Source organism: Pseudomonas sp. S3_B08 (assembly GCF_054667725.1).
The window spans coordinates 5,260,446-5,284,652 of the sequence record NZ_CP162750.1 but is presented as its reverse complement, the minus strand read 5'-3'; the positions used below and the strand labels follow the sequence as shown (position 1 = coordinate 5,284,652).

Genomic DNA, 24,207 nt, shown 5'->3' with positions numbered 1-24,207 from the left:
GCTTCAGCTTAGCGGGTCGATTGCACTGATTACACGGTCGACGATGTCAGACATTGTCACGTCATCCAGTCGCTCGATGAATTTGGCCGTGCCGTCTCGTACCCGTTGTTCTATGTCAAAACTGCGAACCTGATTACACAACGCTACACCATTGGTTTCGTGGCCAGTAATGGCGACCGCCAAACCCATATACCGGCTGAAATTCCCACCGCTAGTAACAGGCACCGTCATGCTCACGCCCAATGCGTTGATCTCTCTGGGCGTGATCACCACAAAGCGATGTCTGTTCATCATCTCCCGCCCCGCCACTGGGTTTGGATCAATCCAGTAAACGTCACCCCGCTGAGGGGGCTGTCGGCGCACCATCAACCCAGCTCCCGGCCGACAGAATCACCTTCAAGGGTCTCGCTAGTCTGGGCGTTAAGTTTCTGCAATTCTTCTGCGCCTTCGAGTAGCTCTGACAAACTATAACGCTTACGCGTAGCGGCTACGGCTGGACGAGCAATCAGTTCGCCATCGACCACATTCAGCTCTAGCTGTGCGCCAACCTCCAGATGCAACAACTTTAAAAGCGTGGGCGGAATCGTAATGACGGCAGCGCCACCTTGGCGGCGTATCTTGGAAGTTACGGACATTATGTCGCTCCGATTTGATGCATAGGAATCATCGATTCCTGGATTAGTGCAACAAAAGTAGCACGCGGATAAAGACAAAGCGATCTCCTCACGACAAGCGTAAAACGCCGAATTGGTCTTCAGACTAGCCATCGATCCCGGAACTGTTTTGAGAAAAATGTGAGCAGTTGCGACATTGATAAGTTGGCAGATCGACTCCAAATCAGTTCTATAGACTGCCTATCAGAGAACCAATCATGACCACCCCACTCCTTATCCCCTGCCCCTCCTGCAATGGCGTCAACCGCATTCCAGCCGAGCGTCTCGCCGATCAACCCAAGTGCGGACGCTGCAAATCTGCGGTACTGCTGAGCAAGCCTTTCGAACTCAAGCAAGGCGATTACGCCAGTCAGATCAAGGGCGATCTGCCGTTACTGGTGGATGTCTGGGCGGACTGGTGCGGGCCGTGCAAATCGTTTGCGCCGGTGTTCGAACAGGCTGCGGCGCAGTTGGCGGGCAAGTGTCGGCTGGCCAAGCTCGACAGCGAAGCGAATCAGCAGTTGTCGGCGCAGTTGGGGATTCGCTCAATTCCGAGTCTGATTATGTTTAAAAACGGCAGGGAAGTGGCGCGGCAGAGCGGTGCGTTGCCATTGCCGCAGTTGATGGCGTGGCTGCGTAGCCAAGGCATCTGACCCACCACAGATCCCCCTGTGGGAGCGAGCCTGCTCGCGAAGGCGGCCGATCATTCAACGCTGATGTTGAATGTGCCGGCCTCTTCGCGAGCAGGCTCGCTCCCACAGGAGATTTGCGTGTGAGTCGGAAAATCAGTGGCCTTCCAGCAAATTGTGCAATTCAACGAACTGCTGCGTGAGCTTGTGCCGTGGGTCGAGGTGGATCAGCGGCATGCTGGCCTGGTGCGACTCGCGCATGCGCACCGAACTGCTCAGGTACACCGGCAGTACCGGCAAGCCTTCGGCGATCAACTCATCGAGCATCTGCTGTGGCAGGCTGGCCCGCGCCTGAAACTGATTGACCACGATGCCTTCGACTTCCAATCCTTCGTTGTGGTCATCCTTCAACTCTTCGATCTCGGCGATCAGTCCATACAGGGCCTGACGTGAAAAGCTGTCGCAGTCAAAGGGGATCAACACTCGATCCGCGGCAATCAGCGCCGATACCGCGTAGAAATTCAGTGCCGGCGGGGTATCCAGATAAATCCGGTCGTAATCCTCGGACAATTCGTCGAGCAACTTGCGCAGCTTGTTGATCTTGTGTTTCGCCTCGAGCTTGGGCTGCAGGTCAGCCAGCTCGGCGGTGGCAGTAATGATGTGCAGGTTGTCGAACGGCGTTTCATAGATGTCCGCCTGATTCTTTTTCGAGAACGGCCCGGACGACAGGGTCTGTTTGAAGAAATCGGCGATGCCCATCGGAATGTCATCACCGGTGAGCCCGGTCAGATACTGAGTGGAATTGGCCTGGGCATCGAGGTCGACCAACAACGTGCGATAACCCTCGCTGGCGCTGACCGCCGCCAGATTGCAGGCGATGCTGGATTTGCCCACGCCACCTTTCTGATTGAACACCACGCGCCGCATGACCAAACCTCCGTGTATCAAAGAATGACCGAGTGTAGTTGGCGGTGACCGCGCTTCGCTACCTTCACCGACATGGACTACGTCGTCAGGTGTAAAAATCGACGCCCAGGCATGGAAAAAACCGCCAGCCATTACGGAGACACCTGACAGACACGCCGCGTCAAATCTGGATAATGGCCAAGTGATAGCCATACAGCGAACCGCTCGGTACATTTTGTTGGGCAAAATGTAACCAACATTTGCTACACACCCGTCGCACCGGGATAATGCGCGCCACCCGGCGCCCTGCGCCAAGCCAAGCCTGCTGCGGCGCTGGCGACTCAACGCGTCAACGAAAGCCCGCAGGGGCGGGATGAATGTCCGTGATCAACTTCAACATCGCCCAATGGCGCGCGTGGGCCCCGGGGCTCGACAGCGTGGACGCCTGGCAGGCCTGGAGCCGACAACCGGTCGTGCTGCAGAGCAGTGATGCCGCGCCCGATGTGTCGTTTCTGCCGGCCATGCAGCGCCGCCGCCTCAGCCGCCTGGCGCGGATGGCCTTCAGCGTTGGCTGGCCGCTGGCCGACGGGCGGGACAATCTGCCGCTGGTGTTCGTCTCGCGGCACGGCGAAACCCCCCGCACGTTTGAAATCCTCCGCGATCTGGCCACCGAGCAGCCCTTGTCGCCGACCCAATTCAGCCTGTCGGTGCATAACGCGATCATCGGTTTGTGGTCGATCATGCGCGGTGAAACCAGCGAAATGACCGCCCTCGCCGCTGCTGGCGACGGCCTCGAACACGGCATGCTCGAAGCAGCGGCACTGCTTGATGAAGGCGCCCCGGCGGTGCTGCTGGTGATCACCGAAGAGCAGCCGCCCGAGGCGTATTCGCAGTGGGTCGATGATGTGCCGTTCCCTTATGCGCTGGGCTTGTTGCTCACGCCCGGTACCGACTGGCGGCTGACCCTGAACAGCAGCACCGAAACCCGGTCAAAGGCGCACTGGCCGCACGCGCTCAACCTGCTGCGAACCCTGCTCGGCCAGCAACCTGACTGCCAACATGCGTGGAAAAATCGTGTATGGACCTGGCATCGCAACCCGTGACCGCCAAACACCGCGACGCCTACTACTGGCGCCTGCTGGCCACTGCTGCGAGCTTCGCCTTGTTCGGGCTCGGCGGGCTGTGTCTGCGCCTGCTGGTATTTCCGCTGCTCGGCTGCCTGCCCGGTGACGCGCTGGTCCATCGCCTGCGCGCGCGGCGTACGGTCAGTCGCTTGTTCTGGTTTTTCGTGCGTTTCATGGCCCGCACCGGCGTGCTCACCTACGACATCGAGGGTGCCGAGCGCCTTGGCCGACCGGGGCAGATGATCATTGCCAACCACCCGTCGCTGATCGATGTGGTGTTTCTCATCGGTCTGGTGCGCCACGCCAATTGCGTGGTGAAAAAAACCCTCTGGGAAAACCCGTTCACCCGTGGCCCGCTGCGCCGCACCGAGTACATCAGCAACGACGGCAGCATGGACATGCTCGACGCCGCCGCGCAGTCATTGCAGGACGGCCAGACCCTGATCATTTTCCCCGAAGGCACCCGCACCCAGCCGGGGCAGGCGCCGGCCTTTCATCGGGGGGCGGCGGCAATTGCCCTGCGCGGTGCGAAAATCGTTACCCCGGTGATCATCAAGGTCAGCCCGACCACCCTGACCAAAGCCGAGCCGTGGTATCGCATCCCCCATCGCCGCGTGCACTTCAGTTTTCGCGTGGGGGCCGATATAGACCCACAGACCTTCGCCGCGCAAGGCCCCGCACCGCAGGCCTCGCGCAAGCTCAACGATTATTTGCATGACTATTTCATTAAGGAGCTCGCCGCAGATGAGCGAACTGAACACCGCTAGCCTGGTGCGTGACATCAAACTGCTGATCATCGATGCCTTGGGCCTGGAAGACATCAGCCCCGAGGACATCGGCGACGAGCAGACATTGTTCGGCGAAGGCCTCGGCCTGGACTCCGTGGACGCGCTGGAACTGGGCCTGGCGATCCAGAAAAAATACGGCATCAAGATCGACGCCGATGCCAAGGACACCCGCAACCATTTCACCAACGTGGCCAGCCTTGCGGCGTTCGTCACGGCAAAAAAGGCAGCTTGAGACCGGACCATGCAAACTCGTGACGATATTTTCAACACCCTGCGCGATGCCCTGGTCGAGCTGTTCGAGCTGGATCCGGCCCGTGTGAACCTGGAGTCCAATCTGTATCAGGATCTGGAAATCGACAGCATCGATGCGGTCGACCTGATCGATCACATCAAACGCCAGACCGGCAAGAAAATCGCCGCCGAAGAGTTCAAATCGGTGCGCACCGTCGGTGACGTGGTCGAGGCGGTGTTCCGTCTGGTTCAACCGGCCGCATGAGCCGACTGATCGGCCTGGGCCTGCTGCTGGCCGGTCTGCTGTACCCCTTTGCGGTGTATTTCGGCATGGAGCATTTCGCCCCGTGGCAATTTGCGCTGCTGTTGGGCAGCCTGTGGCTGGCGCGAGCCCTGACCGGCGAACGCAAGCCGGGCAGCCTGTGGATGGCGTGCGTGGCGATGGTGTTCTGCCTGCTGCTGGCGGTGTTCGACAGCCCGCAGCTGCTGCGCTGGTACCCGGTGCTGATCAGCGCATTCATGCTGGTGCTGTTCGGCGCAAGCCTGAAATTCGGCCCGCCGATGGTCGAGCGTCTGGCGCGCTTGCGTGAGCCGGAGCTGCCGGAGGTTGCCGTTCGCTACACACGCAAGGTGACGCTGGCCTGGAGCGTGTTTTTCTTCTGCAACGGTTTGTGCGCCGCCCTCCTCACCCTGTGGGCGCCGCTGGATTGGTGGATGTTGTACACCGGCCTGATCTCCTATGGATTGATCGGCCTGATGTTTGCCATTGAATGGCTGATACGACAACGGGTAAGAGGCCGTACATGAATTGGATAAAACTTGAGCAGCTGTTGCTCAAGGCACTGCCGGCACGGGCGATCTGCCAGGCGCCGGCGCTCGATCACGCGCAACTGCGAGCGCAGGCCCTGAGCGTCGCCGCGGGTCTGCAAAGCCAAGGCGTGAAAAGGCTGGCCGTGCATCTGGAAGATGCCGCCGACCTCGCCATCGCCCTGCTCGGCGCGTGGCGTGCCGGCGTCAGCGTGTTGCTGCCGGCGGATCTGCAAGCGCAGACGCGTCAGCGCTGGTCGCAGGAAGTCGATCTATGGCTGACCGATCAATCAGGCGATGCACAGCTGGACGACTTCACTCAGCCCGGCCTGCCCGGAGCACAACTGGATCTCGATCAATGCCGCCTGAGCCTGTGCACTTCCGGCTCCAGCGGCGAGCCCAAGCGCATCGACAAGACCCTGCGCCAATTGGCCAACGAGGTCGAAGCGCTGGAACAGTTGTGGGGCGCAGACCTCGGTGAAGCCTGCATCATCGGCAGTGTCGCCACGCAACACATCTATGGCCTGCTGTTTCGCGTGTTGTGGCCATTGTGCGCCGGGCGCCCGTTCGTGCGCCGGCAACTGGCGTTCTCCGAAGACTTGCAGCGCGCCAGCCGCGAATACCCGGCCTTCGCCTGGGTCGCCAGCCCGGCGCTGCTCAAGCGCATGGGCGACAACCTCGACTGGCCGGCCCTGAGCGCGGTGCGCCGGGTGTTTTCCTCCGGGGGCGCGTTGCCGTCGGAAGCGGCGCAAAGTCTGCAACAGCGCTTGCAGCAATGGCCGACGGAAATCCTCGGCAGCTCGGAAACTGGCGGCATCGCCTGGCGTCAGGGCGATTCGTTGTGGCGGCCGTTTGCTGGCGTCGAACTGAGCCAGGACAGCGACGGCGCCCTGCTGATCGCCTCGCCTTACCTGCCTGCCGGCCATGTCGAACACAGCGCCGATGCCGCGCGCATTGCCGCCGATGGTCGCTTCGAACTGCTGGGGCGACTGGACCGCATCGTCAAACTGGAAGAAAAACGCATCTCGCTGCCGATGCTCGAGCAGGCCTTGGCAGCCCATGACTGGGTCGTCGAAGCGCGCCTCGGTGTGGTCCAGGAAAACCGCGCCTCGCTCGGTGCGCTGCTGGTGCTCAGCGAATCGGGCCTGTTCGCCCTGCGCGAGCACGGTCGCCGCGACCTGACCGAAACCCTGCGCAAACATCTGAGCCAACATTGCGAAGCCCTCGCCCTGCCCCGACGCTGGCGCCTGCTGCGGCAGATGCCATTGAACAGCCAGGGCAAACTGGCGCAAGCCGACGTCGAAGCATTGCTGCTGGCCGCGCGACCCAAAGCCCCCGAAGTGCTGGAGCAAAGCGAAAGCGACGGCGAGTGGAGCCTGCAACTCAGCGTGCCGCCGGATCTGGCCTACTTCAGCGGGCATTTTCCCAAGGCACCGGTGTTGCCCGGTGTGGTGCAGGTGGAATGGGCGCTGAATCTGGGTCGGCAGTTGCTGAAGCTGAATGGCGGGTTCGCGGGAATGGAGGTGCTGAAGTTTCAGCAACTGGTGCGCCCGGGTGATGAAATCCAGCTGCATCTGCGTTTCGATGCCGAGCGCGGCAAGTTGTATTTCGCTTATCGCAACGACACGGCGACCTGTTCCAGCGGACGCATTCTCCTGGGGCCTGCCCATGCATAACCCCTGCGCCGTAATCCCGGTATACAACCACGAAACCGCGATCACCACCGTGGTCGATGCCCTGCTCGCACAAGGTCTGCCGTGCATTCTGGTGGACGATGCCAGCGAGCCATCCTGCGCGCGGGTGCTCGACACCCTGGCCGAGCGCGACAGGGTTTTTCTGGTGCGCCTGACGGCCAATCAGGGCAAGGGCGGCGCGGTGATGACCGGTCTGCGTGAAGCCTCGCGTCTGGGTTACAGCCATGCCTTGCAGGTCGATGCCGACGGCCAGCACGATTTGCACGACGTCGCGCGCTTCGTCGGCGAATCCCGCGGCCATCCCGAGGCGATGATCTGCGGCTATCCGCTGTTCGACGAGAGCGTGCCGAAAGGGCGTTTGTACGCGCGCTACCTGACGCACGTGATGGTCTGGATCAACACCCTGTCGTTGCAGATTCGCGATTCGATGTGCGGCTTCCGCGTCTACCCGCTGGCGCCAACTCTGGCCGTGATCGACTCGGCGAAGGTCGGCAAGCGCATGGATTTCGACTCGGACATTCTTGTGCGGCTGGCCTGGCGCAATCAGCCGATGCGCTGGCTGCAGACAAGCGTGCATTACCCGCTGGACGGCGTGTCGCACTTTCGCCTGTTCCACGACAACGCGCTGATTTCCAGCATGCACACGCGGCTGTTCTTCGGCATGTTGCTGCGTTGGCCGGTGATCCTCTGGCGGCGGTGGAAACCATGAGCGAAGAAGTCGACAAGAAGCACTGGGCCGACCGCGAAGAGCGCGGCAGTTTCCTGCTGATGAAATTCACCGCGTTCGCCGCCAGAGTCCTCGGACGGCGCCTGCTCAGCCCGTTGCTGTACGGCATCGTCCTGTATTTTTTCCTCTTCGGCCGGGTCGCCCGGCGCAGTGCCTGGCAGTACCAGCAGCGGCTGGCCGCGTGGAGCCGGCGCGACGACCTGCGCCCGAGCCATTGGCGGGTGTTTGGCCAATTCATGACATTTGCCGATTCGCTGCTCGACAAGCTCGATGTGTGGAACGGCAAGTTGAGCATCGAGCAGATCGAAATCATCGACCCGGCGCTGCTGCGCAAGCAGTTGCGCGGTAGTCGCGGACAACTGCTGGTCGGCGCGCATCTGGGCAATCTCGAAGTGTGCCGGGCGCTGGCGGAGATCGGCGAAAAGGTCACCATGAACGTGCTGGTGCACACCAAGCACGCCGAGCAATTCAACCGCTTGCTTGGCGAGGCCGGGGCGACCAATCTGCGCCTGATTCAGGTCAGCGAACTCGACCCGGTGATCATGCTGCAACTGCATGAACGGCTGGAACGCGGCGAGTGGCTGGCGATTGCCGGTGACCGCGTGCCACTGCACGGCGGGCGCAGCGTGACGGTGGATTTTCTCGGCCACCCGGCGCCATTTCCGCAAGGCCCGTGGTTACTGGCCGGCCTGCTCAAGTGCCCGGTCAATCTGCTGATGTGCCTCAAGCAACCCGACGGCCACTATCGCCTGACTCTCGAACCGTTCGCCGACGCGGTGGTGTGGACACGCCGCGAACGCGAGCAGGTCATTCATCAGTGGGCCACCCGCTACGCGCAGCGCCTGAGTCACTATTGCCTCGAAGCCCCGCAGCAATGGTTCAACTTTTACCCTTTCTGGAAGACCGATGACGACGCCAACCCATGAGCCGGTAACCTTCGGCGAACGCCCTTTGCGCATCGAAGACGTGCTGGCCCTGGCCAACCGTCAGGCGCCCGTGCAGTTGCAGGCTGACGCCGACTATCGCGAGCGCATCGCCAAGGGCGCGCGGTTTCTCGATTCGCTGCTGGACAAGGAAGGTGTGATCTACGGCGTCACCACCGGTTACGGCGATTCCTGCGTGGTCGCGGTGCCGCTGCATCACGTCGAGGCGCTGCCGCGTCATCTCTACACCTTTCATGGTTGCGGCCTGGGCAAACTGCTCGACGCGCAGGCGACCCGCGCGGTGCTGGCGGCGCGCTTGCAGTCGTTGTGTCACGGCGTTTCCGGGGTGCGCGTCGAACTGCTCGAGCGTCTGCACGCGTTTCTCGAATACGACATCCTGCCGCTGATTCCCGAAGAGGGTTCGGTGGGTGCCAGCGGCGATCTGACGCCGCTGTCCTATGTCGCCGCAACCCTGTCCGGCGAGCGCGAAGTGCTGTTCCGTGGCGAACGTCGTCAGGCTGCCGACGTCCATCGCGAACTCGGCTGGACGCCGTTGGTGTTGCGCCCCAAAGAAGCGTTGGCACTGATGAACGGCACCGCCGTGATGACCGGCCTCGCCTGCCTCGCCTTCGCCCGCGCCGATTACCTGCTGCAACTGGCCACGCGCATCACTGCGCTCAACGTCGTCGCGCTGCAAGGCAATCCGGAGCACTTCGACGAACGCCTGTTCGCCGCCAAGCCGCACCCGGGGCAGATGCAGGTCGCCGCGTGGCTGCGCAAGGATCTGGCGATCGAGGCGCCGACCGCGCCACTGCATCGTCTGCAGGATCGTTATTCGCTGCGTTGCGCGCCGCATGTGCTCGGCGTGCTGGCCGACAGCCTGAACTGGCTGCGCGGCTTCATCGAAACCGAGCTGAACAGCGCCAACGACAACCCGATCATCGATGCCGAAGCCGAGCGCGTTCTGCATGGCGGGCACTTCTACGGCGGGCACATTGCGTTCGCTATGGACAGCCTGAAAAACCTCGTGGCCAACGTCGCCGATCTGCTCGATCGGCAATTGGCGTTGCTGGTCGACGAGCGCTACAACCACGGCTTGCCGAGCAACCTCTCCGGCGCACCCGCCGATCGGGCCATGATCAACCATGGCTTCAAAGCCGTGCAGATCGGCACCAGCGCCTGGACCGCCGAAGCGCTGAAAAACACCATGCCGGCCAGCGTGTTCTCGCGCTCCACCGAGTGCCACAACCAGGACAAGGTGAGCATGGGCACCATCGCCGCCCGTGATGCGATTCGCGTGCTGGAGCTGACCGAACAGGTCGCCGCCGCCACGCTGCTCGCCGCCAATCAGGGCGTGTGGCTGCGCGCTCAAGCCGCCGATGCGCGCCCGCTGCCGCCGGCACTGGCAGCGATGCACGAAGAGCTGGGCAAGGACTTCCCGCCGGTCATCGAAGACCGCGCCCTGGAAGGCGAACTGCGCCTGTGCCTGCAACGCATCGCCGCGCAACACTGGAGGCTGCATGCGTAGTGCCGGAGTGCTTCACGCCGATACCGAGATTCTGGTGCCGTTTTTCGACGTCGACACCATGCACGTGGTCTGGCACGGCCATTACGTCAAATACCTCGAAGTCGCGCGCTGCGCGTTGCTGGACAAGATCGGCCACAACTACACGCACATGGTCGAGTCGGGTTACGCCTGGCCGATCATCGACCTGCAACTGCGCTACGTGCGCAGCGCGGTGTTCGGCCAGCGGCTGAACGTGCGCGCCAGCCTGATCGAGTGGGAAAACCGTCTGAAGATCAATTATCTGATCAGCGACCTGCAGACCGGCGAACGCCTGACCCGCGCAAGCTCCGTGCAGGTCGCCGTCGAAGTCAGCAGCCGCGAGATGCAACTGGCCTCACCCAAAGTCTTCACCGATGCCGTGGAAAGGATGCTGCGATGAATGTGTTTTTCAGAAGCCTCGGCGCGTTGACGCTGCTGGCCGTGTCGTCATGGGCCAATGCCTTCGACCTGCAACAACTCAGTGAACAACTGGCGAAACCGGATGTTATCCACGGCCAGTTCATCCAGGAAAAACACCTGCGCGCCCTGCCGCAGCCGCTGATCAGCAAGGGCAGCTTCGTCCTCGCGAAAAATCATGGCCTGCTGTGGCTGTTGAAAACCCCGCTGCAACAGGATTACCGCATCACCGCCAATGGCATCGCCCGCCGTGACACCAATGGCTGGCAACTGCTGCCGAACAAGAGCGCCGGTGCCGAGCAGAACCGTTTGTTTCTCGCCGTGCTGCAAGGTGACAGCAGCGGTTTGCAGCGCGATTTCGAACTGGCCCTGAGCGGCACGGCGCAGCAGTGGCAACTGACCCTGACGCCGCGTTCGATGCTGCTCAAGCAAGTGTTCCAGCAGATCAATATCGATGGCGGCGCCCTTGTGCAAACCATCGAGCTGCTGGAAACCCAGGGCGACAGCACCCTGCTGCGCATGCAGGACAGCACGGCCGAGCAACCCTTGAGCGAAGCGGAGCAACATGACTTTGCCGAGTGAACGCAAGCTGCCCTGGCTGTTTCTGAGCCTGCTGCTGGCCGTCGTCGCGCTGGCTGCCTGGCAGTGGCGCGACGGTGCGCCGCTGTCGGCCAATCTCATGGAGCTGGTGCCCGGGACCGATCCCGACGCGCTGGAATTGCGCGCCGAACAGCGCATGCAGGAGCCGCTCAACCGCGAAATGCTGGTGCTGGTCGGCCACGCCGATCGTCAGCAAGCGCTGACCATGGCCCAACAACTGGGCGAACAATGGCAGGCCAGCGGTCTGTTCGAAACCGTGCAATGGAACCTGCAAGCCGACTTGCCGGCGCTGCGCAAGCAATTGCTGCAAGGACGCCTTGCGATGCTCTCGGCGGATGATCGGCAGCTACTCAGCAAGCACCCCGACGCGTTCATCCAGCAGCGAGTACAGGCGCTGTTCGATCCGTTCAACGGCTTCACCCTGGTGCCAAGCCAGGACGACTGGCTGGGCCTGACCGGGCGCATCCAGAACAGCCAGCCGAAACATGGCGCAGTGCAACTGGACATTGGCAGCGGCGCACTGGTCGCCGATGCCGACGGCAAGAGCTGGGTGATGCTGCGTGCGCGCACCACCGGCAATGCCTTCGACATGAACCTGCCGCTGCAAGTGGCAGAGCTGCTCCAGCACAGCCGCGAACAGGCGGCGAAAGGCGACGTGCAGTTGCTCGCCGCCAGTGGCCTGCTCTACGCCGCCAACGGCCAGCAACAAGCCACCCGCGAAATGACCTGGGTCGGCGGTGGTGCGACGGTTGGCATTCTGCTGTTGCTGATGTTGGCGTTTCGCCGCTGGGGCGTGCTGCTGGCATTTGTTCCGGTGCTGGTCGGCATGCTGTTCGGCGCGGTGGCCTGCGTGGCGCTGTTCGGCCACATGCATGTGATGACGCTGGTGCTCGGTTCGAGTCTGATCGGCGTCGCCGTCGATTACCCGCTGCACTATCTGTCCAAGAGCTGGAGCCTCAAGCCGTGGCGCAGCTGGCCGGCCCTGCGCCTGACCTTGCCGGGGCTGACCCTGAGCCTGATCACCAGCGTTATCGGCTACCTGGCGCTGGCCTGGACACCGTTCCCGGCGCTGACGCAGATCGCGGTGTTCTCCGCCGCCGGTTTGCTTGGCGCCTATCTGTCGGCGGTCTGCCTGCTGCCGGCGCTGCTGAAAAATGTCCAACTGCGCCCGGCGCAATGGCCGCTGCGCCTGGCCGAGCGCCTGATTCATCTGCGTGAGGCGTTGCTCGGTTGCATGCGCACGCCCGCGCTGCTGGCCCTGCTGATTGCCTTCTGCATCGGCGGCTTGATGCAGTTGCAGAGCAAAAACGACATTCGCCAATGGGTTGGCGCGCCGCAGCATCTGACCGACGAAGCGCAGACCATCGCACGCATCACCGGTTTTCAACCGACCAGCCAGTTCTTCCTCGTCCGCGCGGCCAATCAGGAGCAATTGCTCGAGCGCCAGGCAGCGCTGAGCGAGCGCCTGCAGCAACTGGTCAACCTCGACAAGCTGCAAGGCTATCTGGCCCTCGATCAACTGGTCAGCGCGCCGAGCCAGCAACAGCAAGTGCGCGAATCACTGAACAAGCTGCCGTCGTTCTGGCAACCGCTGCTCGATCTCGGCGTGCCGGTGGCTGCGTTGCAAAATGAATTGCAGCAGTTGCAGACCCTGCCCGCCGAAGACATCGACGCCGCGCTGGCTGGCCCGCTCGGCGAGCCGTATCGGACACTGTGGCTTGGACCGACTGAAGACGGCGTCGCAGCGATGACCAGTTTGCAGGGCTTGAACAATCCGTCGTTGTTGCGCGTGCAGGCGCTCGATCTGCCGGGGGTGGTGCTGGTCGATCGCCTCGGTGATCTGAACAAGGTGTTCGCCGCCACGCAGATCAGCGCCGCCGAACTGAAACTGGCCTCCTGCGTGTTGATCGTGCTGGTGCTGATCCTGCCGTTCGGCCTGACCGGCGCCCTGCGTATCGTCGCCCTGCCGCTGCTGGCGGCGCTGTGCAGTCTGGCCAGCCTTGGCTGGCTCGGTCAGCCGCTGACCCTGTTCAGCCTGTTCGGCCTGCTGTTGGTGACGGCGATCAGTGTCGACTATGCAATCCTCATGCGCGAACAGGTGGGCGGCGCGGCGGTGAGCCTGCTCGGCACCTTGCTTGCAGCAGTGACGACGTGGCTGTCGTTCGGCCTGCTAGCGGTGTCCAGCACCCCGGCGGTGAGTAATTTCGGCCTGTCGGTGAGCCTCGGCCTGGCGTTCAGCTTCATGCTCGCGCCGTGGGCCGGGCGCCATGAACCGGTTGCGGAGCCAGCGGCATGATGGTCTTCGGCTTCTGGTTGCTGGCCTTGGCGCTGTTTGCGCTGGCGACTCGTGTCGGCCGTCACTTCGGCCTGATTCCGATCGTCAGTCAGTTGCTGCTGGCGAGCTTCGGTTTGCCGTTGCTGATGTATTTCTGGATCGAGCCGGGCTGGCAGCTCAGCGGCGCACAACTGATCGCCCCGGACTGGCTGAAAAACCTCTACAGCCTGAGCTTCGCCTTGCTGCTCGGGCATATCCTCAGCGATGTCATCGATCTGCGTCTGGATCGCCAGAGCGTGAAAATCGCTATACCGAGTTTCGCTGTGCCGTTCGCTTGCGGGCTGGCGGTTGCGTACTGGTTGCTGCCGTCGCAGCCGTGGCTCAACGCATTGGCCATCGGACTGGTCTTCGCCATTACCGCGATCCCGGTGTTGTACCTGTATCTGCGTCACATCGATTACCCGCCCGCTGCCACGCGGCGTCTGGTGCAAACAGCGATCCTTATCGATCTGACCTGCTGGACGCTGTTCGGCCTCGCCCAGGGCAGCCTGTACCTGAGCAGCCTGTTGCTGCCCGTGGCCATGGCCGGCGTGCCGCTGCTTTTGCACCTGCTGCGCGTGCGTCGCCCGCTGACTTACAGCCTCGGCTTCTTCGCGTTGCTGGTCATGGCCGAGCATTACAAACTCAACGCGCTGATTTTCGGCATCGGCTATCTGCTGTGCATGGCGCTGCTGAAAGTGCCGTTGGTGCTGCCGTTGCCGACACGCTGGATGAGCCGTTTGCAGACGTGGATCGCGATCCCGCTGATCCTCACGTTCGGCATCGTCCAGATCGACGTCCACAGCGCCCTCGCCAGCCTCGACGCCGGGCAATGGGCGGCGCTGCTGCTGTTGCCGATTGCCAGTAAACTGCTGGGCAACTGGCTCGGCCTCGGTTGGGCTGGAGCCTCGTTCGCGGGTGCCAGCCGCTGGCGCGAAAGCGTACTGCTGAACATTCGCGGCCTGAGCGAAATCGTCTTTCTCAATCTGCTGTTGCAACAACAGCTCATCACTCCGGCGCTGTATTTCGCGCTGATGCTGATGGGCCTGATCGCGACGCTGCTGCCGGCCCTGATCGGCCTGCATCGCGCGCCCCTGAATCTGAACAGTCCCTTGCCCCGGAGCTCACGTGCCAATCGTTGAAATGGAATCCCGTCAGGTCGTGATCATCGGTGCCGGCCCGTCCGGTGCTATCGCCGCCGCCCTGCTCAAGCGCAAGGGCCACGATGTGCTGGTGCTCGAGCGCCAGCACTTCCCACGCTTCTCTATCGGCGAAAGCCTGCTCAGCCATTGCCTGGATTTCGTCGAAGAAGCCGGCATGCTCGACGCCGTCAACGCCGCCGGGTTCCAGCGCAAGACCGGCGCGGCGTTTGCCTGGGGCGAGCGCTATAGCGCTTTCGATTTTGGCGACACTTTCACCGCCGGCAAGCCGACCACGTTCCAGGTGCAGCGCGCCGACTTCGACAAGTTGCTGGCCGATCAAGCAGCATTGCAAGGTGCGGAAATCCGTTATGGCGATGCGATTGTCAGCGTCGATTTCGATCAGGCGAAACCACAACTCGATGTGCGCCGCGAAGATGGCAGCGAGTATCGCGTCGAAGCCGATTTCGTCCTCGACGCCAGCGGCTACGGCCGCGTGCTGTCGCGCTTGCTCGACCTCGAAGCACCTTCGAATTTCCCGGTGCGTCAGGCCGTGTTCACCCATGTCGAAGATCACATCGACAACCCGGCGTTCGACCGTGAAAAGATCCTCGTCACCACCCATCCCGAGCATCGCGATGTGTGGTTCTGGACCATCCCGTTCAGCAATGGCCGCTGCTCGATAGGCATGGTCGCGGCTGAAGAACATTTCCGGGGCCGCGACAGCGATCTCGATGCCTGCCTGCGCAGCTTCATCGCCGAGACGCCGAGCCTCGCCGGGGTTCTGAACAACGCGGTCTGGGACACCCCGGCGCGCACCCTCGGCGGCTATGCGGCCAACGTGAAAACCCTGCACGGCCCGGGCTTCGCGCTGCTGGGCAACGCCGCAGAATTCCTCGACCCGGTGTTCTCCTCCGGCGTGACCATCGCCATGCGTTCGGCGAGCATGGCCGCTGGCGTGCTGCACCGCCAGTTGCAGGGTGAAACGGTGGACTGGCAAAGCGAATTTGCCGAACCGTTGAAACGCGGCGTCGATACCTTCCGTTGCTACGTCGAAGGCTGGTACGCCGGCACCTTCCAGGACGTGATTTTCTATGAGGACAGCCAGGCGGAGATTCGCCGGATGATCTGCTCGATCCTCGCCGGTTATGCCTGGGACGAGCGCAACCCGTTTGTCAGCGAAGCGCGGCGCCGGCTGAAGATGATTTCCCAACTCTGCGCGCAGGACGCCTCATGAATTACTTGAGCGACAGTTACGTAGAGGAAACCCGCTTCGGTCTTTGGTTCTTGCGCAGCCACACCTGGCAGCACCATGTGCTGCGCGTGGCGATCAATGATCTGCGTGGATTATTCAGTGAGCCGCTGCCGGAACGCCCGGTGCTGCTCGACGCCGGTTGCGGTCAGGGCAAGTCCTTCGGCCACCTGCGTCAGACCTTCGCCCCGCAGCGACTGATCGGCGTCGACGCCGACCCGCACAGCCTGCAACTCAGCGCCGAAGAGGCCACGCGCCTGGGCATGCCAGTCGAGTTGATCGGCAGCGATTGCGCCACGCTGAACGTCGCGGACGCCAGCGTCGACCTGCTGTTCTGTCACCAGACCTTCCACCACTTGGTCGAGCAGGAAAAGGCCTTGGCCGAGTTCTATCGCGTGCTCAAGCCGGGCGGCTATCTGCTGTTCGCCGAGTCCACCGAGGCTTACATTGATACCTGGGTGATTCGCTGGCTGTTCCGCCATCCGATGCACGTACAGAAGAGCGCCGCCGGCTATCTGCAGATGATCCGCGAGCAGGGTTTCGAGTTTGCCGAGCGCAATGTTTCCTACCCGTATCTGTGGTGGAGCCGGTCGAAGGATTTTGGTTTGCTGGAGCGGCTGGGGTTGAGCAAACCCAAGCCATTCGGTGAGCGTGAAGAGACGCTGGTGAATGTCGTCGCGCGCAAGCCATTGCAGGAATCTGTCTGATGTACGGCTATCGATCTGAACACCTGAAACCCTGTGGGAGCGAGCCTGCTCGCGAAAGCGGTGTATCAGTCAGCCAAAGTGGCGAATGTCAGATTGCATTCGCGAGCAGGCTCGCTCCCACAGGGTTTGCTGCATGGCTGGTGATCGTTTTGTCAGCCCTGCTGCTCAGTGCCTGCGCCAGCCAGCCACCGCTACCAGCGGCCAACCCGACGCTGCCTCTGCCGCTGCAACTGCACATTGAGCGCGAGCAAGCCGGGCAGCGTCAGGACTGGCTGCTGGTGATCCAACGCGAAGGCGCCGGCACGCGTTGGTCGATGATGGATCCGCTGGGTATTCCCCAAGCCCGTCAGCAACTGATCGATGGGCATTGGCAGGCCGACGGTCTGCTGCCGCCCAATCCCGAGGCGCGGGAGTTGTTCGCCGCACTGCTGTTCGCCTTGACGCCTCCTGCCGAGCTGCTGCGCAATTATCCCGACGCCCGACAACAGGCCGATCAGCGTTCACTGCCGGCGCGCTGGAACATCCGCTATTCACAACCGTTGAGCTTCCAATTGAATCTGCCCCAAGGCCCGCACTATCGCGTTTCCCAGTTAGGTGAATCGACGCCATGACCGCTTACCTGAATGCCCTCGGCGTGATCTGCGCCCTGGGCCGCGACAAGTCTGAAGTCGCGCGCAATCTGTTCGCCGGCGACTGTTCGGGGATGCGCCGCGAGTCCGGCTGGGTCGCCGAACGTGAACTGCCTGTGGCTGGCGTACACGGTGAATTGGCGGCGATCCCTACGGACCTGGTCGAGCACAGCAGTCGCAACAATCAGCTGCTGCTGGAAGCCGCGCTGCAGATTCGAGACGACATCGATCGTGCGATCCAGACCTTCGGCCGCGAGCGCATAGGCGTGGTGCTAGGCACCAGCACCTCGGGCATCGACGAGGCCAGCCGGGGTCTGGCGCATTACATCCGCGAACAGCAATTTCCCCGCGAGTACGACTATCGCCAACAGGAACTCGGCGCCCCGGCGAATTTTCTCGCCGAATGGCTGCAACTGAGCGGCCCGGCCTACGTGATTTCCACCGCCTGTACCTCCAGCGCCCGCGCGCTGATGAGCGCTCAGCGCCTGCTCGATCTGGGCTTGTGCGACGCGGTACTGTGCGGCGGCGTCGACAGTCTGTGCAAGCTCACGCTGAACGGTTTCTCTTCGCTGGAAGCCGTTTCAGATGAGCGCTGCAATCCGTTCTCCGCCAACCGCAACGGCATCAATATCGGCGAAGCAGCGGTGCTGTTCGTGATGAGCAAACAGCGCGACGAAGGCCCGGGCATCGCCCTGCTGGGTGCGGGCGCCAGCTCGGATGCGCACCATATCTCCGCGCCGGAGCCGAGCGGTCGCGGCGCCCTGCAAGCCATGCAAAAAGCCCTTGGTCGCGCGCATCTGCAAGCCGGGCAAATCAACTACCTGAACCTGCACGGCACCGCCACCCAGCACAACGACGCGATGGAAAGTCTGGCGGTCGCGGCGCTGTTTCCCCAAGGCGTCGCCTGCTCGTCAACCAAGCCGCTGACCGGCCACACCCTCGGCGCGGCTGGCGCGCTGGAAGCGGCGTTCTGCTGGCTGAGCCTGAGTGCCGACAACCCTGAGCAGGCGTTACCGCCGCATATCTGGGACGGCCAGGCCGATCCCGCGCTGCCGCCGCTCAAGTGGGTGACCGCGAGCGAACCCCTGACGTCCATTGCACCGCGCTTCCTGATGAGCAACTCGTTTGCCTTCGGCGGCAACAACGTCAGCCTGATTATCGGAGACGCCCCATGAGCCACTGGCCGCTCGCCGAACTGCTGCCGCATGCCGGCGACATGATTCTGATCGACGCCATCGAGCGCTTCGATGACGAGCAGATTTTCACTCGCCTCACGGTCAAGCCCGACGGCCTGTTCAACCTGCCCGACGGCAGCCTGCCGGCGTGGGTCGGCGTTGAACTGATGGCGCAGAGCGTCGCCGCTTTCGCCGGTTGCCACGCCCGGCAAAAAGGCAATCCGCCGGAGCTGGGCTTTCTCCTCGGCACGCGCAAATTCGAGTGCAACGTCGAAGCCTTTGCGCCTGGCAGCGTGCTGACCATCCACGGCCTGCGCTCACTGGAAGACGACAACGGCATGGGCGTATTCGAATGTCACATCCACGGTGACGGCATTCATGCCAGCGCCCGGCTGAACGTGTTCCGTCCGCCGCATGCCAACCAATATCTGCAACAGACAAAGGAGTCGCACGATGACTGAATCCGTACTGGTCACCGGCTCCAGCCGTGGCATCGGCCGCGCCATTGCCTTGCGTCTGGCGCAAGCCGGGCACGACATCGTCCTGCATTGCCGCAGCGGCATGACCGAAGCCCAAGCGGTGCAGGCCGAAATCGAAGCATTGGGTCGCCGCGCACGCATTCTGCAATTCGACGTCGCCGACCGCGAATCCTGCAGAAGCATTCTCGAAGCCGACGTTGAAAACCATGGCGCCTATTACGGCGTGGTGCTCAACGCCGGGCTGACCCGCGACGGCGCGTTTCCGGCGCTGAGCGATGACGATTGGGACGTGGTCCTGCGCACCAACCTCGACGGTTTCTACAACGTCCTGCACCCGGTGATGATGCCGATGATCCGTCGTCGCGCCGCCGGGCGCATCGTCTGCATCACTTCGGTATCGGGCCTGATCGGCAACCGTGGCCAAGTCAATTACAGCGCCTCGAAGGCCGGCGTGATCGGTGCGGCAAAGGCGTTGGCGATCGAGCTGGGCAAGCGCAAAATCACCGTTAACTGCGTCGCCCCCGGCCTGATCGACACGGCCATGCTCGACGAAAACGTGCCGGTGGAGGAACTGATGAAAATGATCCCCGCGCAACGCATGGGCGCCCCTGAAGAAGTGGCCTCTGCGGTGAATTTCCTGATGTCGGCGGAAGCCTCGTACATCACCCGTCAGGTCCTGGCGGTCAACGGAGGCCTGTGCTGATGAAGCGCGTCGTCGTCACCGGCATGGCCGGCATCACCTCTCTGGGCAGCGACTGGCCGACCATTGCCGGCAATTTCGCGGCCAATCGCAGCGGCATTCGCCGGATGGACGAGTGGGATCGCTTCACTGAGCTGAACACGCGTCTGGCCGGGCCTATCGATGATTTTCTCGTACCGTCGCACTGGACCCGCAAGCAGTTGCGCAGCATGGGCCGGGTTTCGCGACTGGCGGTCGGCGCAGCAGAAAAGGCTCTGGCCGATGCTGGCCTGCTCGGTGACGAATCGATCAAGGACGGGCGCATGGGCGTCGCTTGTGGTTCATCTACCGGTAGCACTGACGAGATCAAAGCCTTCGGCAACATGCTGCTCAACTCGGTGGCCGAGGGGCTCAACGCCAACTCCTATGTGCGGATGATGCCGCACACCACCGCCGCCAATATCAGCATTTTCTTCGGCCTCACCGGGCGCCTGATCCCGACCTCCAGCGCCTGCACCAGCGGCAGCCAGGGCATCGGCTACGCCTACGAGGCAATCAAGTTCGGCCGCTTGCCGTTGATGCTCGCCGGCGGTGCCGAAGAACTGTGCCCGACTGAAGCCATGGTGTTTGACGCGCTCTACGCCACCAGCCTGAAAAATGATGCACCACAGACCAGCCCACGCCCGTACGACAAGGGCCGCGACGGTCTGGTGATCGGCGAAGGCGGCGGCATGCTGGTGCTTGAAGAGCTGGAACACGCCCTCGCCCGTGGCGCGCACATTCACGCGGAAATCGTCGGTTTCGGCAGCAACGCCGACGGCCAGCACACCACCCGCCCGGAACAGGTCACCATGCGCCGCGCCATGGAGCTGGCCTTGGAAGATGCCGGCCTCAGTCCGGACGCCATTGGCTATGTGAACGGCCACGGCACCGCGACCGAGCAGGGCGACATCGCCGAAACCCTGGCCACCAGCAGCCTGTTCGGCGAACACATGCCGATCAGCTCGCAGAAGAGTTTTCTCGGCCACACCCTCGGTGCCTGCGGTGCGCTGGAGTCATGGTTCAGCATCGAGATGCTCAACAGCGACCGCTATGTGCACACCTTCAACCTCGACGAGGTCGACCCGCACTGCGGCAAGCTCGATTACCTGCGCGGCGAGTTTCGTCAGATGCACCACGATTACGTGATGAACAACAACTTCGCTTTCGGTGGCGTCAACACTTCGTTGATCTTCCGCCGCTGGGCATAACCGAATCAATCCAGGTCAAGGAGACCTACATGCACTTCAAGAAATTCGCCGCCGTTACCCTGCTGCTCTGCGCCCTGCCAGCGGTCAGCCAGGCCCGCGACACGGCGGTCTACCTGCCATTCGACAAAGCCGTCGCCGAAGCCACCCGCTCCGGCAAGATCGATGGCAGCGTGAAATTCTATCTGGCCGGCAACACCCCGGCCGGCAAAGTCACCGTCGTCAGCCCCGACGCCGTGACCAACAAGAAAACCAACGCCTTCAACAAATCCGATGAAGTCGCCTGCGAGTGGGTCGCCCAATCGGCAATCATCAGCCTGCACCAGGCCGCGAAAAACGCCGGCGCCAACGCCGTGACCAACATCGTCAGCTTCTACAAGCGCAACGAGCGCAAGGACGCGCAAACCTACGAATGCCACGCCGGCGCGATCATGGCGGGCGTTGCGTTGAAGGGTGATCTGGCGAAGGTTCAGTAAGCGCCAGAAATGACAAAGGGCGCCGTTTGGCGCCCTTTTTTTGCGCTGATTGAACAGCATCTACACTCGCTGATGCAGGTCGCAGCACCGTAACCTGCCCTCGCAGTCTCTTTCACCGTCAAAGGAGATGACCATGCAAGTGAAAGCCCTGATGGCCGCTGCGCTTATCGCCCTGCTGCCAAGTGCCAGCCATGCCACCAACCTCATGTACATGCCTTTCGAAACCGTGCTGTCGGACGCGATTCGCGCCGGGCGACTGGACGGCAGTGTGAAGTTCTACCTGATCGGCAACGGGCCGCAGGGCACTCAGCAGTTGCTGCGCCAAGGGGTGGTCAGTGATTTGAAAACCAACGGCTTCAACAAGAGCGATCAGGCTTCGTGTGAATGGGTGTTGCAGTCGAATCTGATCAAATTGCAGGCTGATGCCAAGCGGGTCGGGGCGAATGCGGTGGTCAATATCGTCAGTTACTACGACCAGCGTGTACGCAAGGATTTGAATACCTACGAGTGCCGGGCGGGAGTTTTTGTTACCCGGGTGGCTTTGAAGGGGGATTTGGTGCGGTTGCCCTGAAATCTGTGATGTTTGGGCCGACGCCTTCGCGAGCAGGCTCGCTCCCACCTTGGAATGCGTTTCCCTGTGGGAGCGAGCCTGCTCGCGAAAGCGCCAGCCGCCTTCACACCGTCAGCGGTTCAACCTTGCGCGTAAGCAGTTCGACAAACGCCTTGGCCATCGGCGATTTCTGGTCTTTGCGCTGCACCAGCCACACCGCTGAGATCGCTTCGGGATCGAGCAGCGGACGGTAAACCACGCCGTCGATGCGCATGCGTTGGTAGGACGCTGGCAGCACCGATACACCCAAGCCCGCCGCCACCAGACCAATAATGGTCATCGCCTCACCAGCCTCTTGAGCGAAGTGCGGGCTGAAGCCGGCGTCACGGGCCAGGTTTAGCAGTTGCGCATAGAGCCCGCTGCCATAGCTGCGCGGGAAAAACACGAATGGCTCCAGCGCCAGCGCCGATAGAAACAGACCTTCATCGCTACTTTGGGCCAGTGGATGCTTGGAACTGAGCACCGCCACCAATGGCTCGCGCATCAACTCCACAACACTCAGTGAATCTGGCAATCCGAGCGGGCGCATGATGCCGACTTCGATCGACTCGTCCACCAGAGCATCGGCGACCATGGTGCTGCTCATTTCGCGCAAATTCAGATGCACCGCCGGAAAGCGCTGACGAAAGGAAAAAATCGCCTGCGGAATGGTCGAGTTGAACGGCGCCGACGAGGTGAAACCAATCTTCAACTCACCCAGCTCACCAAGTTGCGCACGCCGGGCGACATCCGCGGCCTTGTCGACCTGCGCCAGCACCAGCCGCGCCTCCTGCAGAAACAGCCTGCCCGCCTCGCTCAATTCGACCCGACGATTGGTGCGCTCGAACAAGCGCGCGCCGAGCTGTTGCTCCAGCGCCTGAATTTGCTGGCTCAGCGGTGGCTGGGAGATGCCCAGCACCTGTGCGGCGCGGCCAAAATGCAGTTCTTCGGCGACGGCGATGAAGTAACGCAGATGACGCAATTCCATAGGATTTCCATTAGGTCGCAAAAGCTATCAAACAGGTCGAACAATATATTGGATAGAAACATTAGCCAGCTATATGATTTTTTCATTGCCTGCCCGGCTGTGCTTTCCGAGGTCTGAAGTGAAAACTGCTGTCGCGCCCCTTGCCCACGAAATCCCGCCCGCTGCCGGCGACGATACCCTCGCCGAGCTGCAAGAGATCTACATCGAAAAAGGCACGCCGGCGTTCATGCGCACGGTGCTGGCGCTGTTCTGTGGCGGCTTTGCGACGTTTGCCCTGCTCTACTGCGTACAACCGATGATGCCGCTGCTGTCCCACGAATACGGGATCAACGCGGCGCAGAGCAGTCTGATCCTCTCGGTGGCAACCGGCATGTTGGCCTTCGGTCTGCTGATCACCGGGCCGATCTCCGACCGCATCGGCCGTAAACCAGTGATGGTCGCGGCGCTGTTCGCTGCCGCGTTGTGCACCATCGCCAGTTCGATGATGCCGAGCTGGCACGGCGTGCTGATCATGCGCGCATTGATCGGCCTGTCATTGAGCGGTCTGGCAGCGGTGGCGATGACCTATCTGAGCGAAGAAATCCATCCACAGCACATCGGCCTGGCGATGGGTTTGTACATCGGCGGCAACGCGATCGGCGGAATGAGCGGACGCTTGATAACTGGCGTGCTGATCGACTTCGTCAGCTGGCACACGGCGATGCTGGTGATTGGCGGTCTGGCGCTGGTCGCGGCGGCGGTGTTCTGGAAGATCCTCCCGGAGTCGCGCAACTTCCGCGCCCGCTCGCTGCACCCGCGCAGCCTGCTCGACGGCTTCACCATGCACTTTCGCGACGCCGGTCTGCCGCTGCTGTTTCTTGAAGCGTTTGTGCTGATGGGCGCGTTTGTCACGCTGTTCAACTACATCGGCTACCGCTTGCTGGCTGCGCCGTACAACCTCGATCAGGTATTTGTCGGATTGCTCTCGGTGGTCTACCTGTCGGGGATCTACAGCTCGGCGAAGATCGGTTCGCTGGCGGACAAACTGGGGCGGCGCAAAGTGCTCTGGGCGACGATTGCGCTGATGTTCGCCGGACTGGCACTGACCATGTTCACCTCGTTGTTGCTGGTGATCGTCGGCATGCTGGTGTTCACCTTCGGCTTCTTCGCCGCGCACTCGGTAGCAAGCAGTTGGATCGGCCGGCGCGCATTGACCGCCAAGGGTCAGGCGTCGTCGCTGTATCTGTTCAGTTATTACGCCGGGTCGAGCATTGCCGGGACGGCGGGCGGGGTGTTCTGGCATCTGGGCGGGTGGAACGGCATCGGCCTGTTTATTGGTGCGTTGTTGCTGATTGCCCTTCTGGTGGCGTTGAAGCTGGCGAAGTTGCCGCCGTTGCAGGGTGTCAAAGCCTGACATAAAACCCTGTGGGAGCGAGCCTGCTCGCGAACGCACTGTGTCAGGCAACATCAGTGTTGAATGACACACCCCTTTCGCGAGCAGGCTCGCTC

General features: G+C 62.2%; 28 protein-coding genes. 24 read left to right on the top strand and 4 right to left on the bottom strand.

Features of this window, described 5'->3' with window-relative positions; all coding sequences use genetic code 11:
- Positions 1-3 precede the first annotated feature (3 nt).
- Complete coding sequence (mazF, locus tag AB4N73_RS23925; RefSeq protein WP_460142623.1) at positions 4-366, bottom strand: type II toxin-antitoxin system toxin MazF; 363 nt, start codon at positions 364-366, stop codon at positions 4-6.
- Positions 366-635, bottom strand: a complete 270-nt coding sequence (mazE, locus tag AB4N73_RS23920) for a type II toxin-antitoxin system antitoxin MazE (protein ID WP_008077592.1) — start codon at positions 633-635, stop codon at positions 366-368. The genes mazF and mazE overlap by 1 nt, the downstream gene beginning before the upstream one ends.
- Before the next feature lie 236 nt (positions 636-871).
- Here mazE and trxC point away from each other — a divergent pair, with 236 nt between their 5' ends.
- Positions 872-1,306 carry a thioredoxin TrxC gene (trxC, locus tag AB4N73_RS23915; protein WP_375123019.1) on the top strand — a complete coding sequence of 145 codons (435 nt, stop codon included), beginning with the start codon at positions 872-874 and terminating at the stop codon, positions 1,304-1,306.
- Positions 1,307-1,438: 132 nt separating this feature from the next.
- Here the strand turns inward: trxC and AB4N73_RS23910 are convergent, their stop codons facing one another.
- Positions 1,439-2,209, bottom strand: coding sequence for a ParA family protein (locus AB4N73_RS23910; RefSeq protein WP_056787407.1), 771 nt, complete (start codon positions 2,207-2,209; stop codon positions 1,439-1,441).
- Between the two features lie 356 nt (positions 2,210-2,565).
- On the opposite strand from AB4N73_RS23910, the gene AB4N73_RS23905 reads away from it, so the two are divergent.
- The 22 genes from AB4N73_RS23905 to AB4N73_RS23800 all read left to right on the top strand — a co-directional run bounded on the left by AB4N73_RS23905 (position 2,566) and on the right by AB4N73_RS23800 (position 21,713).
- Positions 2,566-3,291 (top strand): beta-ketoacyl synthase chain length factor, encoded by a 726-nt coding sequence (locus AB4N73_RS23905; RefSeq protein WP_041477598.1) that lies wholly within the window; start codon positions 2,566-2,568, stop codon positions 3,289-3,291.
- Positions 3,267-4,079: a lysophospholipid acyltransferase family protein gene (locus tag AB4N73_RS23900; protein ID WP_041477597.1), complete on the top strand. Its 813-nt coding sequence runs from the start codon at positions 3,267-3,269 to the stop codon at positions 4,077-4,079. Before AB4N73_RS23905 ends, AB4N73_RS23900 begins: the two co-directional genes overlap by 25 nt.
- Positions 4,057-4,332 carry a phosphopantetheine-binding protein gene (locus AB4N73_RS23895; RefSeq protein WP_095181011.1) on the top strand — a complete coding sequence of 92 codons (276 nt, stop codon included), beginning with the start codon at positions 4,057-4,059 and terminating at the stop codon, positions 4,330-4,332. The genes AB4N73_RS23900 and AB4N73_RS23895 overlap by 23 nt, the downstream gene beginning before the upstream one ends.
- A 9-nt stretch (positions 4,333-4,341) precedes the next feature.
- Positions 4,342-4,596, top strand: a complete 255-nt coding sequence (locus tag AB4N73_RS23890) for an acyl carrier protein (protein WP_056787400.1) — start codon at positions 4,342-4,344, stop codon at positions 4,594-4,596.
- A complete protein-coding gene (locus tag AB4N73_RS23885; RefSeq protein ID WP_095181012.1) occupies positions 4,593-5,138 on the top strand; it encodes a COG4648 family protein in 546 nt (181 codons plus the stop codon). The genes AB4N73_RS23890 and AB4N73_RS23885 overlap by 4 nt, the downstream gene beginning before the upstream one ends.
- Positions 5,135-6,814: an AMP-binding protein gene (locus AB4N73_RS23880; protein ID WP_460142622.1), complete on the top strand. Its 1,680-nt coding sequence runs from the start codon at positions 5,135-5,137 to the stop codon at positions 6,812-6,814. Before AB4N73_RS23885 ends, AB4N73_RS23880 begins: the two co-directional genes overlap by 4 nt.
- On the top strand, positions 6,807-7,541 hold the full coding sequence (locus tag AB4N73_RS23875) for a glycosyltransferase family 2 protein (RefSeq protein WP_056787395.1): 735 nt from the start codon (positions 6,807-6,809) through the stop codon (positions 7,539-7,541). The genes AB4N73_RS23880 and AB4N73_RS23875 overlap by 8 nt, the downstream gene beginning before the upstream one ends.
- A complete protein-coding gene (locus AB4N73_RS23870; RefSeq protein WP_041477592.1) occupies positions 7,538-8,485 on the top strand; it encodes an LpxL/LpxP family acyltransferase in 948 nt (315 codons plus the stop codon). Before AB4N73_RS23875 ends, AB4N73_RS23870 begins: the two co-directional genes overlap by 4 nt.
- Entirely contained in the window at positions 8,466-10,010 is a 1,545-nt protein-coding gene (locus AB4N73_RS23865; RefSeq protein WP_460142621.1) for an HAL/PAL/TAL family ammonia-lyase, read from the top strand. Before AB4N73_RS23870 ends, AB4N73_RS23865 begins: the two co-directional genes overlap by 20 nt.
- On the top strand, positions 10,003-10,428 hold the full coding sequence (locus tag AB4N73_RS23860) for an acyl-CoA thioesterase (RefSeq protein ID WP_056787385.1): 426 nt from the start codon (positions 10,003-10,005) through the stop codon (positions 10,426-10,428). Before AB4N73_RS23865 ends, AB4N73_RS23860 begins: the two co-directional genes overlap by 8 nt.
- The gene (locus AB4N73_RS23855; RefSeq protein WP_150741710.1) at positions 10,425-11,027 is read left to right on the top strand and encodes an outer membrane lipoprotein carrier protein LolA; all 603 of its coding nucleotides are present in this window, start codon (positions 10,425-10,427) and stop codon (positions 11,025-11,027) included. The genes AB4N73_RS23860 and AB4N73_RS23855 overlap by 4 nt, the downstream gene beginning before the upstream one ends.
- A complete protein-coding gene (locus AB4N73_RS23850) occupies positions 11,011-13,341 on the top strand; it encodes an MMPL family transporter (protein WP_460142620.1) in 2,331 nt (776 codons plus the stop codon). Before AB4N73_RS23855 ends, AB4N73_RS23850 begins: the two co-directional genes overlap by 17 nt.
- Entirely contained in the window at positions 13,338-14,501 is a 1,164-nt protein-coding gene (locus AB4N73_RS23845; protein WP_460142619.1) for a cation:proton antiporter, read from the top strand. Before AB4N73_RS23850 ends, AB4N73_RS23845 begins: the two co-directional genes overlap by 4 nt.
- Positions 14,488-15,735, top strand: coding sequence for an NAD(P)/FAD-dependent oxidoreductase (locus AB4N73_RS23840; protein WP_460142618.1), 1,248 nt, complete (start codon positions 14,488-14,490; stop codon positions 15,733-15,735). Before AB4N73_RS23845 ends, AB4N73_RS23840 begins: the two co-directional genes overlap by 14 nt.
- Complete coding sequence (locus AB4N73_RS23835) at positions 15,732-16,457, top strand: class I SAM-dependent methyltransferase (RefSeq protein WP_236168177.1); 726 nt, start codon at positions 15,732-15,734, stop codon at positions 16,455-16,457. The genes AB4N73_RS23840 and AB4N73_RS23835 overlap by 4 nt, the downstream gene beginning before the upstream one ends.
- A complete protein-coding gene (locus tag AB4N73_RS23830) occupies positions 16,457-17,068 on the top strand; it encodes a hypothetical protein (protein ID WP_460142617.1) in 612 nt (203 codons plus the stop codon). Before AB4N73_RS23835 ends, AB4N73_RS23830 begins: the two co-directional genes overlap by 1 nt.
- Positions 17,065-18,261, top strand: coding sequence for a beta-ketoacyl-[acyl-carrier-protein] synthase family protein (locus tag AB4N73_RS23825; protein WP_236168179.1), 1,197 nt, complete (start codon positions 17,065-17,067; stop codon positions 18,259-18,261). The genes AB4N73_RS23830 and AB4N73_RS23825 overlap by 4 nt, the downstream gene beginning before the upstream one ends.
- Positions 18,258-18,722, top strand: a complete 465-nt coding sequence (locus AB4N73_RS23820) for a hotdog family protein (protein WP_056787367.1) — start codon at positions 18,258-18,260, stop codon at positions 18,720-18,722. Before AB4N73_RS23825 ends, AB4N73_RS23820 begins: the two co-directional genes overlap by 4 nt.
- Complete coding sequence (locus tag AB4N73_RS23815) at positions 18,715-19,443, top strand: 3-ketoacyl-ACP reductase FabG2 (RefSeq protein ID WP_460142616.1); 729 nt, start codon at positions 18,715-18,717, stop codon at positions 19,441-19,443. Before AB4N73_RS23820 ends, AB4N73_RS23815 begins: the two co-directional genes overlap by 8 nt.
- Complete coding sequence (locus AB4N73_RS23810; protein WP_041477581.1) at positions 19,443-20,669, top strand: beta-ketoacyl-ACP synthase; 1,227 nt, start codon at positions 19,443-19,445, stop codon at positions 20,667-20,669. The genes AB4N73_RS23815 and AB4N73_RS23810 overlap by 1 nt, the downstream gene beginning before the upstream one ends.
- A 29-nt stretch (positions 20,670-20,698) precedes the next feature.
- Entirely contained in the window at positions 20,699-21,142 is a 444-nt protein-coding gene (locus AB4N73_RS23805; protein WP_041477580.1) for a hypothetical protein, read from the top strand.
- A 133-nt stretch (positions 21,143-21,275) separates the two neighbouring features.
- On the top strand, positions 21,276-21,713 hold the full coding sequence (locus AB4N73_RS23800; RefSeq protein WP_041477579.1) for a hypothetical protein: 438 nt from the start codon (positions 21,276-21,278) through the stop codon (positions 21,711-21,713).
- A 103-nt stretch (positions 21,714-21,816) separates the two neighbouring features.
- On the opposite strand, the gene AB4N73_RS23795 is transcribed toward AB4N73_RS23800, so the two are convergent.
- Positions 21,817-22,719 (bottom strand): LysR family transcriptional regulator, encoded by a 903-nt coding sequence (locus AB4N73_RS23795; protein ID WP_056787362.1) that lies wholly within the window; start codon positions 22,717-22,719, stop codon positions 21,817-21,819.
- Positions 22,720-22,870: 151 nt separating this feature from the next.
- On the opposite strand from AB4N73_RS23795, the gene AB4N73_RS23790 reads away from it, so the two are divergent.
- A complete protein-coding gene (locus tag AB4N73_RS23790) occupies positions 22,871-24,112 on the top strand; it encodes an MFS transporter (protein WP_460143608.1) in 1,242 nt (413 codons plus the stop codon).
- The last annotated feature ends 95 nt before the right edge of the window (positions 24,113-24,207 follow it).

Coding starts and splice junctions, on each gene's coding strand:
- AB4N73_RS23855 (WP_150741710.1), top strand. CDS start 10,425: ATGAATGTGTTTTTCAGAAGCCTCGGCGCGTTGACGCTGCTGGCCGTG.
- AB4N73_RS23900 (WP_041477597.1), top strand. CDS start 3,267: ATGGACCTGGCATCGCAACCCGTGACCGCCAAACACCGCGACGCCTAC.
- AB4N73_RS23885 (WP_095181012.1), top strand. CDS start 4,593: ATGAGCCGACTGATCGGCCTGGGCCTGCTGCTGGCCGGTCTGCTGTAC.
- AB4N73_RS23810 (WP_041477581.1), top strand. CDS start 19,443: ATGAAGCGCGTCGTCGTCACCGGCATGGCCGGCATCACCTCTCTGGGC.
- AB4N73_RS23825 (WP_236168179.1), top strand. CDS start 17,065: ATGACCGCTTACCTGAATGCCCTCGGCGTGATCTGCGCCCTGGGCCGC.
- AB4N73_RS23895 (WP_095181011.1), top strand. CDS start 4,057: ATGAGCGAACTGAACACCGCTAGCCTGGTGCGTGACATCAAACTGCTG.
- AB4N73_RS23845 (WP_460142619.1), top strand. CDS start 13,338: ATGATGGTCTTCGGCTTCTGGTTGCTGGCCTTGGCGCTGTTTGCGCTG.
- AB4N73_RS23870 (WP_041477592.1), top strand. CDS start 7,538: ATGAGCGAAGAAGTCGACAAGAAGCACTGGGCCGACCGCGAAGAGCGC.
- trxC (WP_375123019.1), top strand. CDS start 872: ATGACCACCCCACTCCTTATCCCCTGCCCCTCCTGCAATGGCGTCAAC.
- AB4N73_RS23880 (WP_460142622.1), top strand. CDS start 5,135: ATGAATTGGATAAAACTTGAGCAGCTGTTGCTCAAGGCACTGCCGGCA.
- AB4N73_RS23865 (WP_460142621.1), top strand. CDS start 8,466: ATGACGACGCCAACCCATGAGCCGGTAACCTTCGGCGAACGCCCTTTG.
- AB4N73_RS23860 (WP_056787385.1), top strand. CDS start 10,003: ATGCGTAGTGCCGGAGTGCTTCACGCCGATACCGAGATTCTGGTGCCG.
- AB4N73_RS23800 (WP_041477579.1), top strand. CDS start 21,276: ATGCAAGTGAAAGCCCTGATGGCCGCTGCGCTTATCGCCCTGCTGCCA.
- mazE (WP_008077592.1), bottom strand. CDS start 635: ATGTCCGTAACTTCCAAGATACGCCGCCAAGGTGGCGCTGCCGTCATT.
- AB4N73_RS23815 (WP_460142616.1), top strand. CDS start 18,715: ATGACTGAATCCGTACTGGTCACCGGCTCCAGCCGTGGCATCGGCCGC.
- AB4N73_RS23805 (WP_041477580.1), top strand. CDS start 20,699: ATGCACTTCAAGAAATTCGCCGCCGTTACCCTGCTGCTCTGCGCCCTG.
- AB4N73_RS23835 (WP_236168177.1), top strand. CDS start 15,732: ATGAATTACTTGAGCGACAGTTACGTAGAGGAAACCCGCTTCGGTCTT.
- AB4N73_RS23875 (WP_056787395.1), top strand. CDS start 6,807: ATGCATAACCCCTGCGCCGTAATCCCGGTATACAACCACGAAACCGCG.
- AB4N73_RS23905 (WP_041477598.1), top strand. CDS start 2,566: ATGTCCGTGATCAACTTCAACATCGCCCAATGGCGCGCGTGGGCCCCG.
- mazF (WP_460142623.1), bottom strand. CDS start 366: ATGGTGCGCCGACAGCCCCCTCAGCGGGGTGACGTTTACTGGATTGAT.
- AB4N73_RS23820 (WP_056787367.1), top strand. CDS start 18,258: ATGAGCCACTGGCCGCTCGCCGAACTGCTGCCGCATGCCGGCGACATG.
- AB4N73_RS23910 (WP_056787407.1), bottom strand. CDS start 2,209: ATGCGGCGCGTGGTGTTCAATCAGAAAGGTGGCGTGGGCAAATCCAGC.
- AB4N73_RS23890 (WP_056787400.1), top strand. CDS start 4,342: ATGCAAACTCGTGACGATATTTTCAACACCCTGCGCGATGCCCTGGTC.
- AB4N73_RS23830 (WP_460142617.1), top strand. CDS start 16,457: ATGTACGGCTATCGATCTGAACACCTGAAACCCTGTGGGAGCGAGCCT.
- AB4N73_RS23795 (WP_056787362.1), bottom strand. CDS start 22,719: ATGGAATTGCGTCATCTGCGTTACTTCATCGCCGTCGCCGAAGAACTG.
- AB4N73_RS23850 (WP_460142620.1), top strand. CDS start 11,011: ATGACTTTGCCGAGTGAACGCAAGCTGCCCTGGCTGTTTCTGAGCCTG.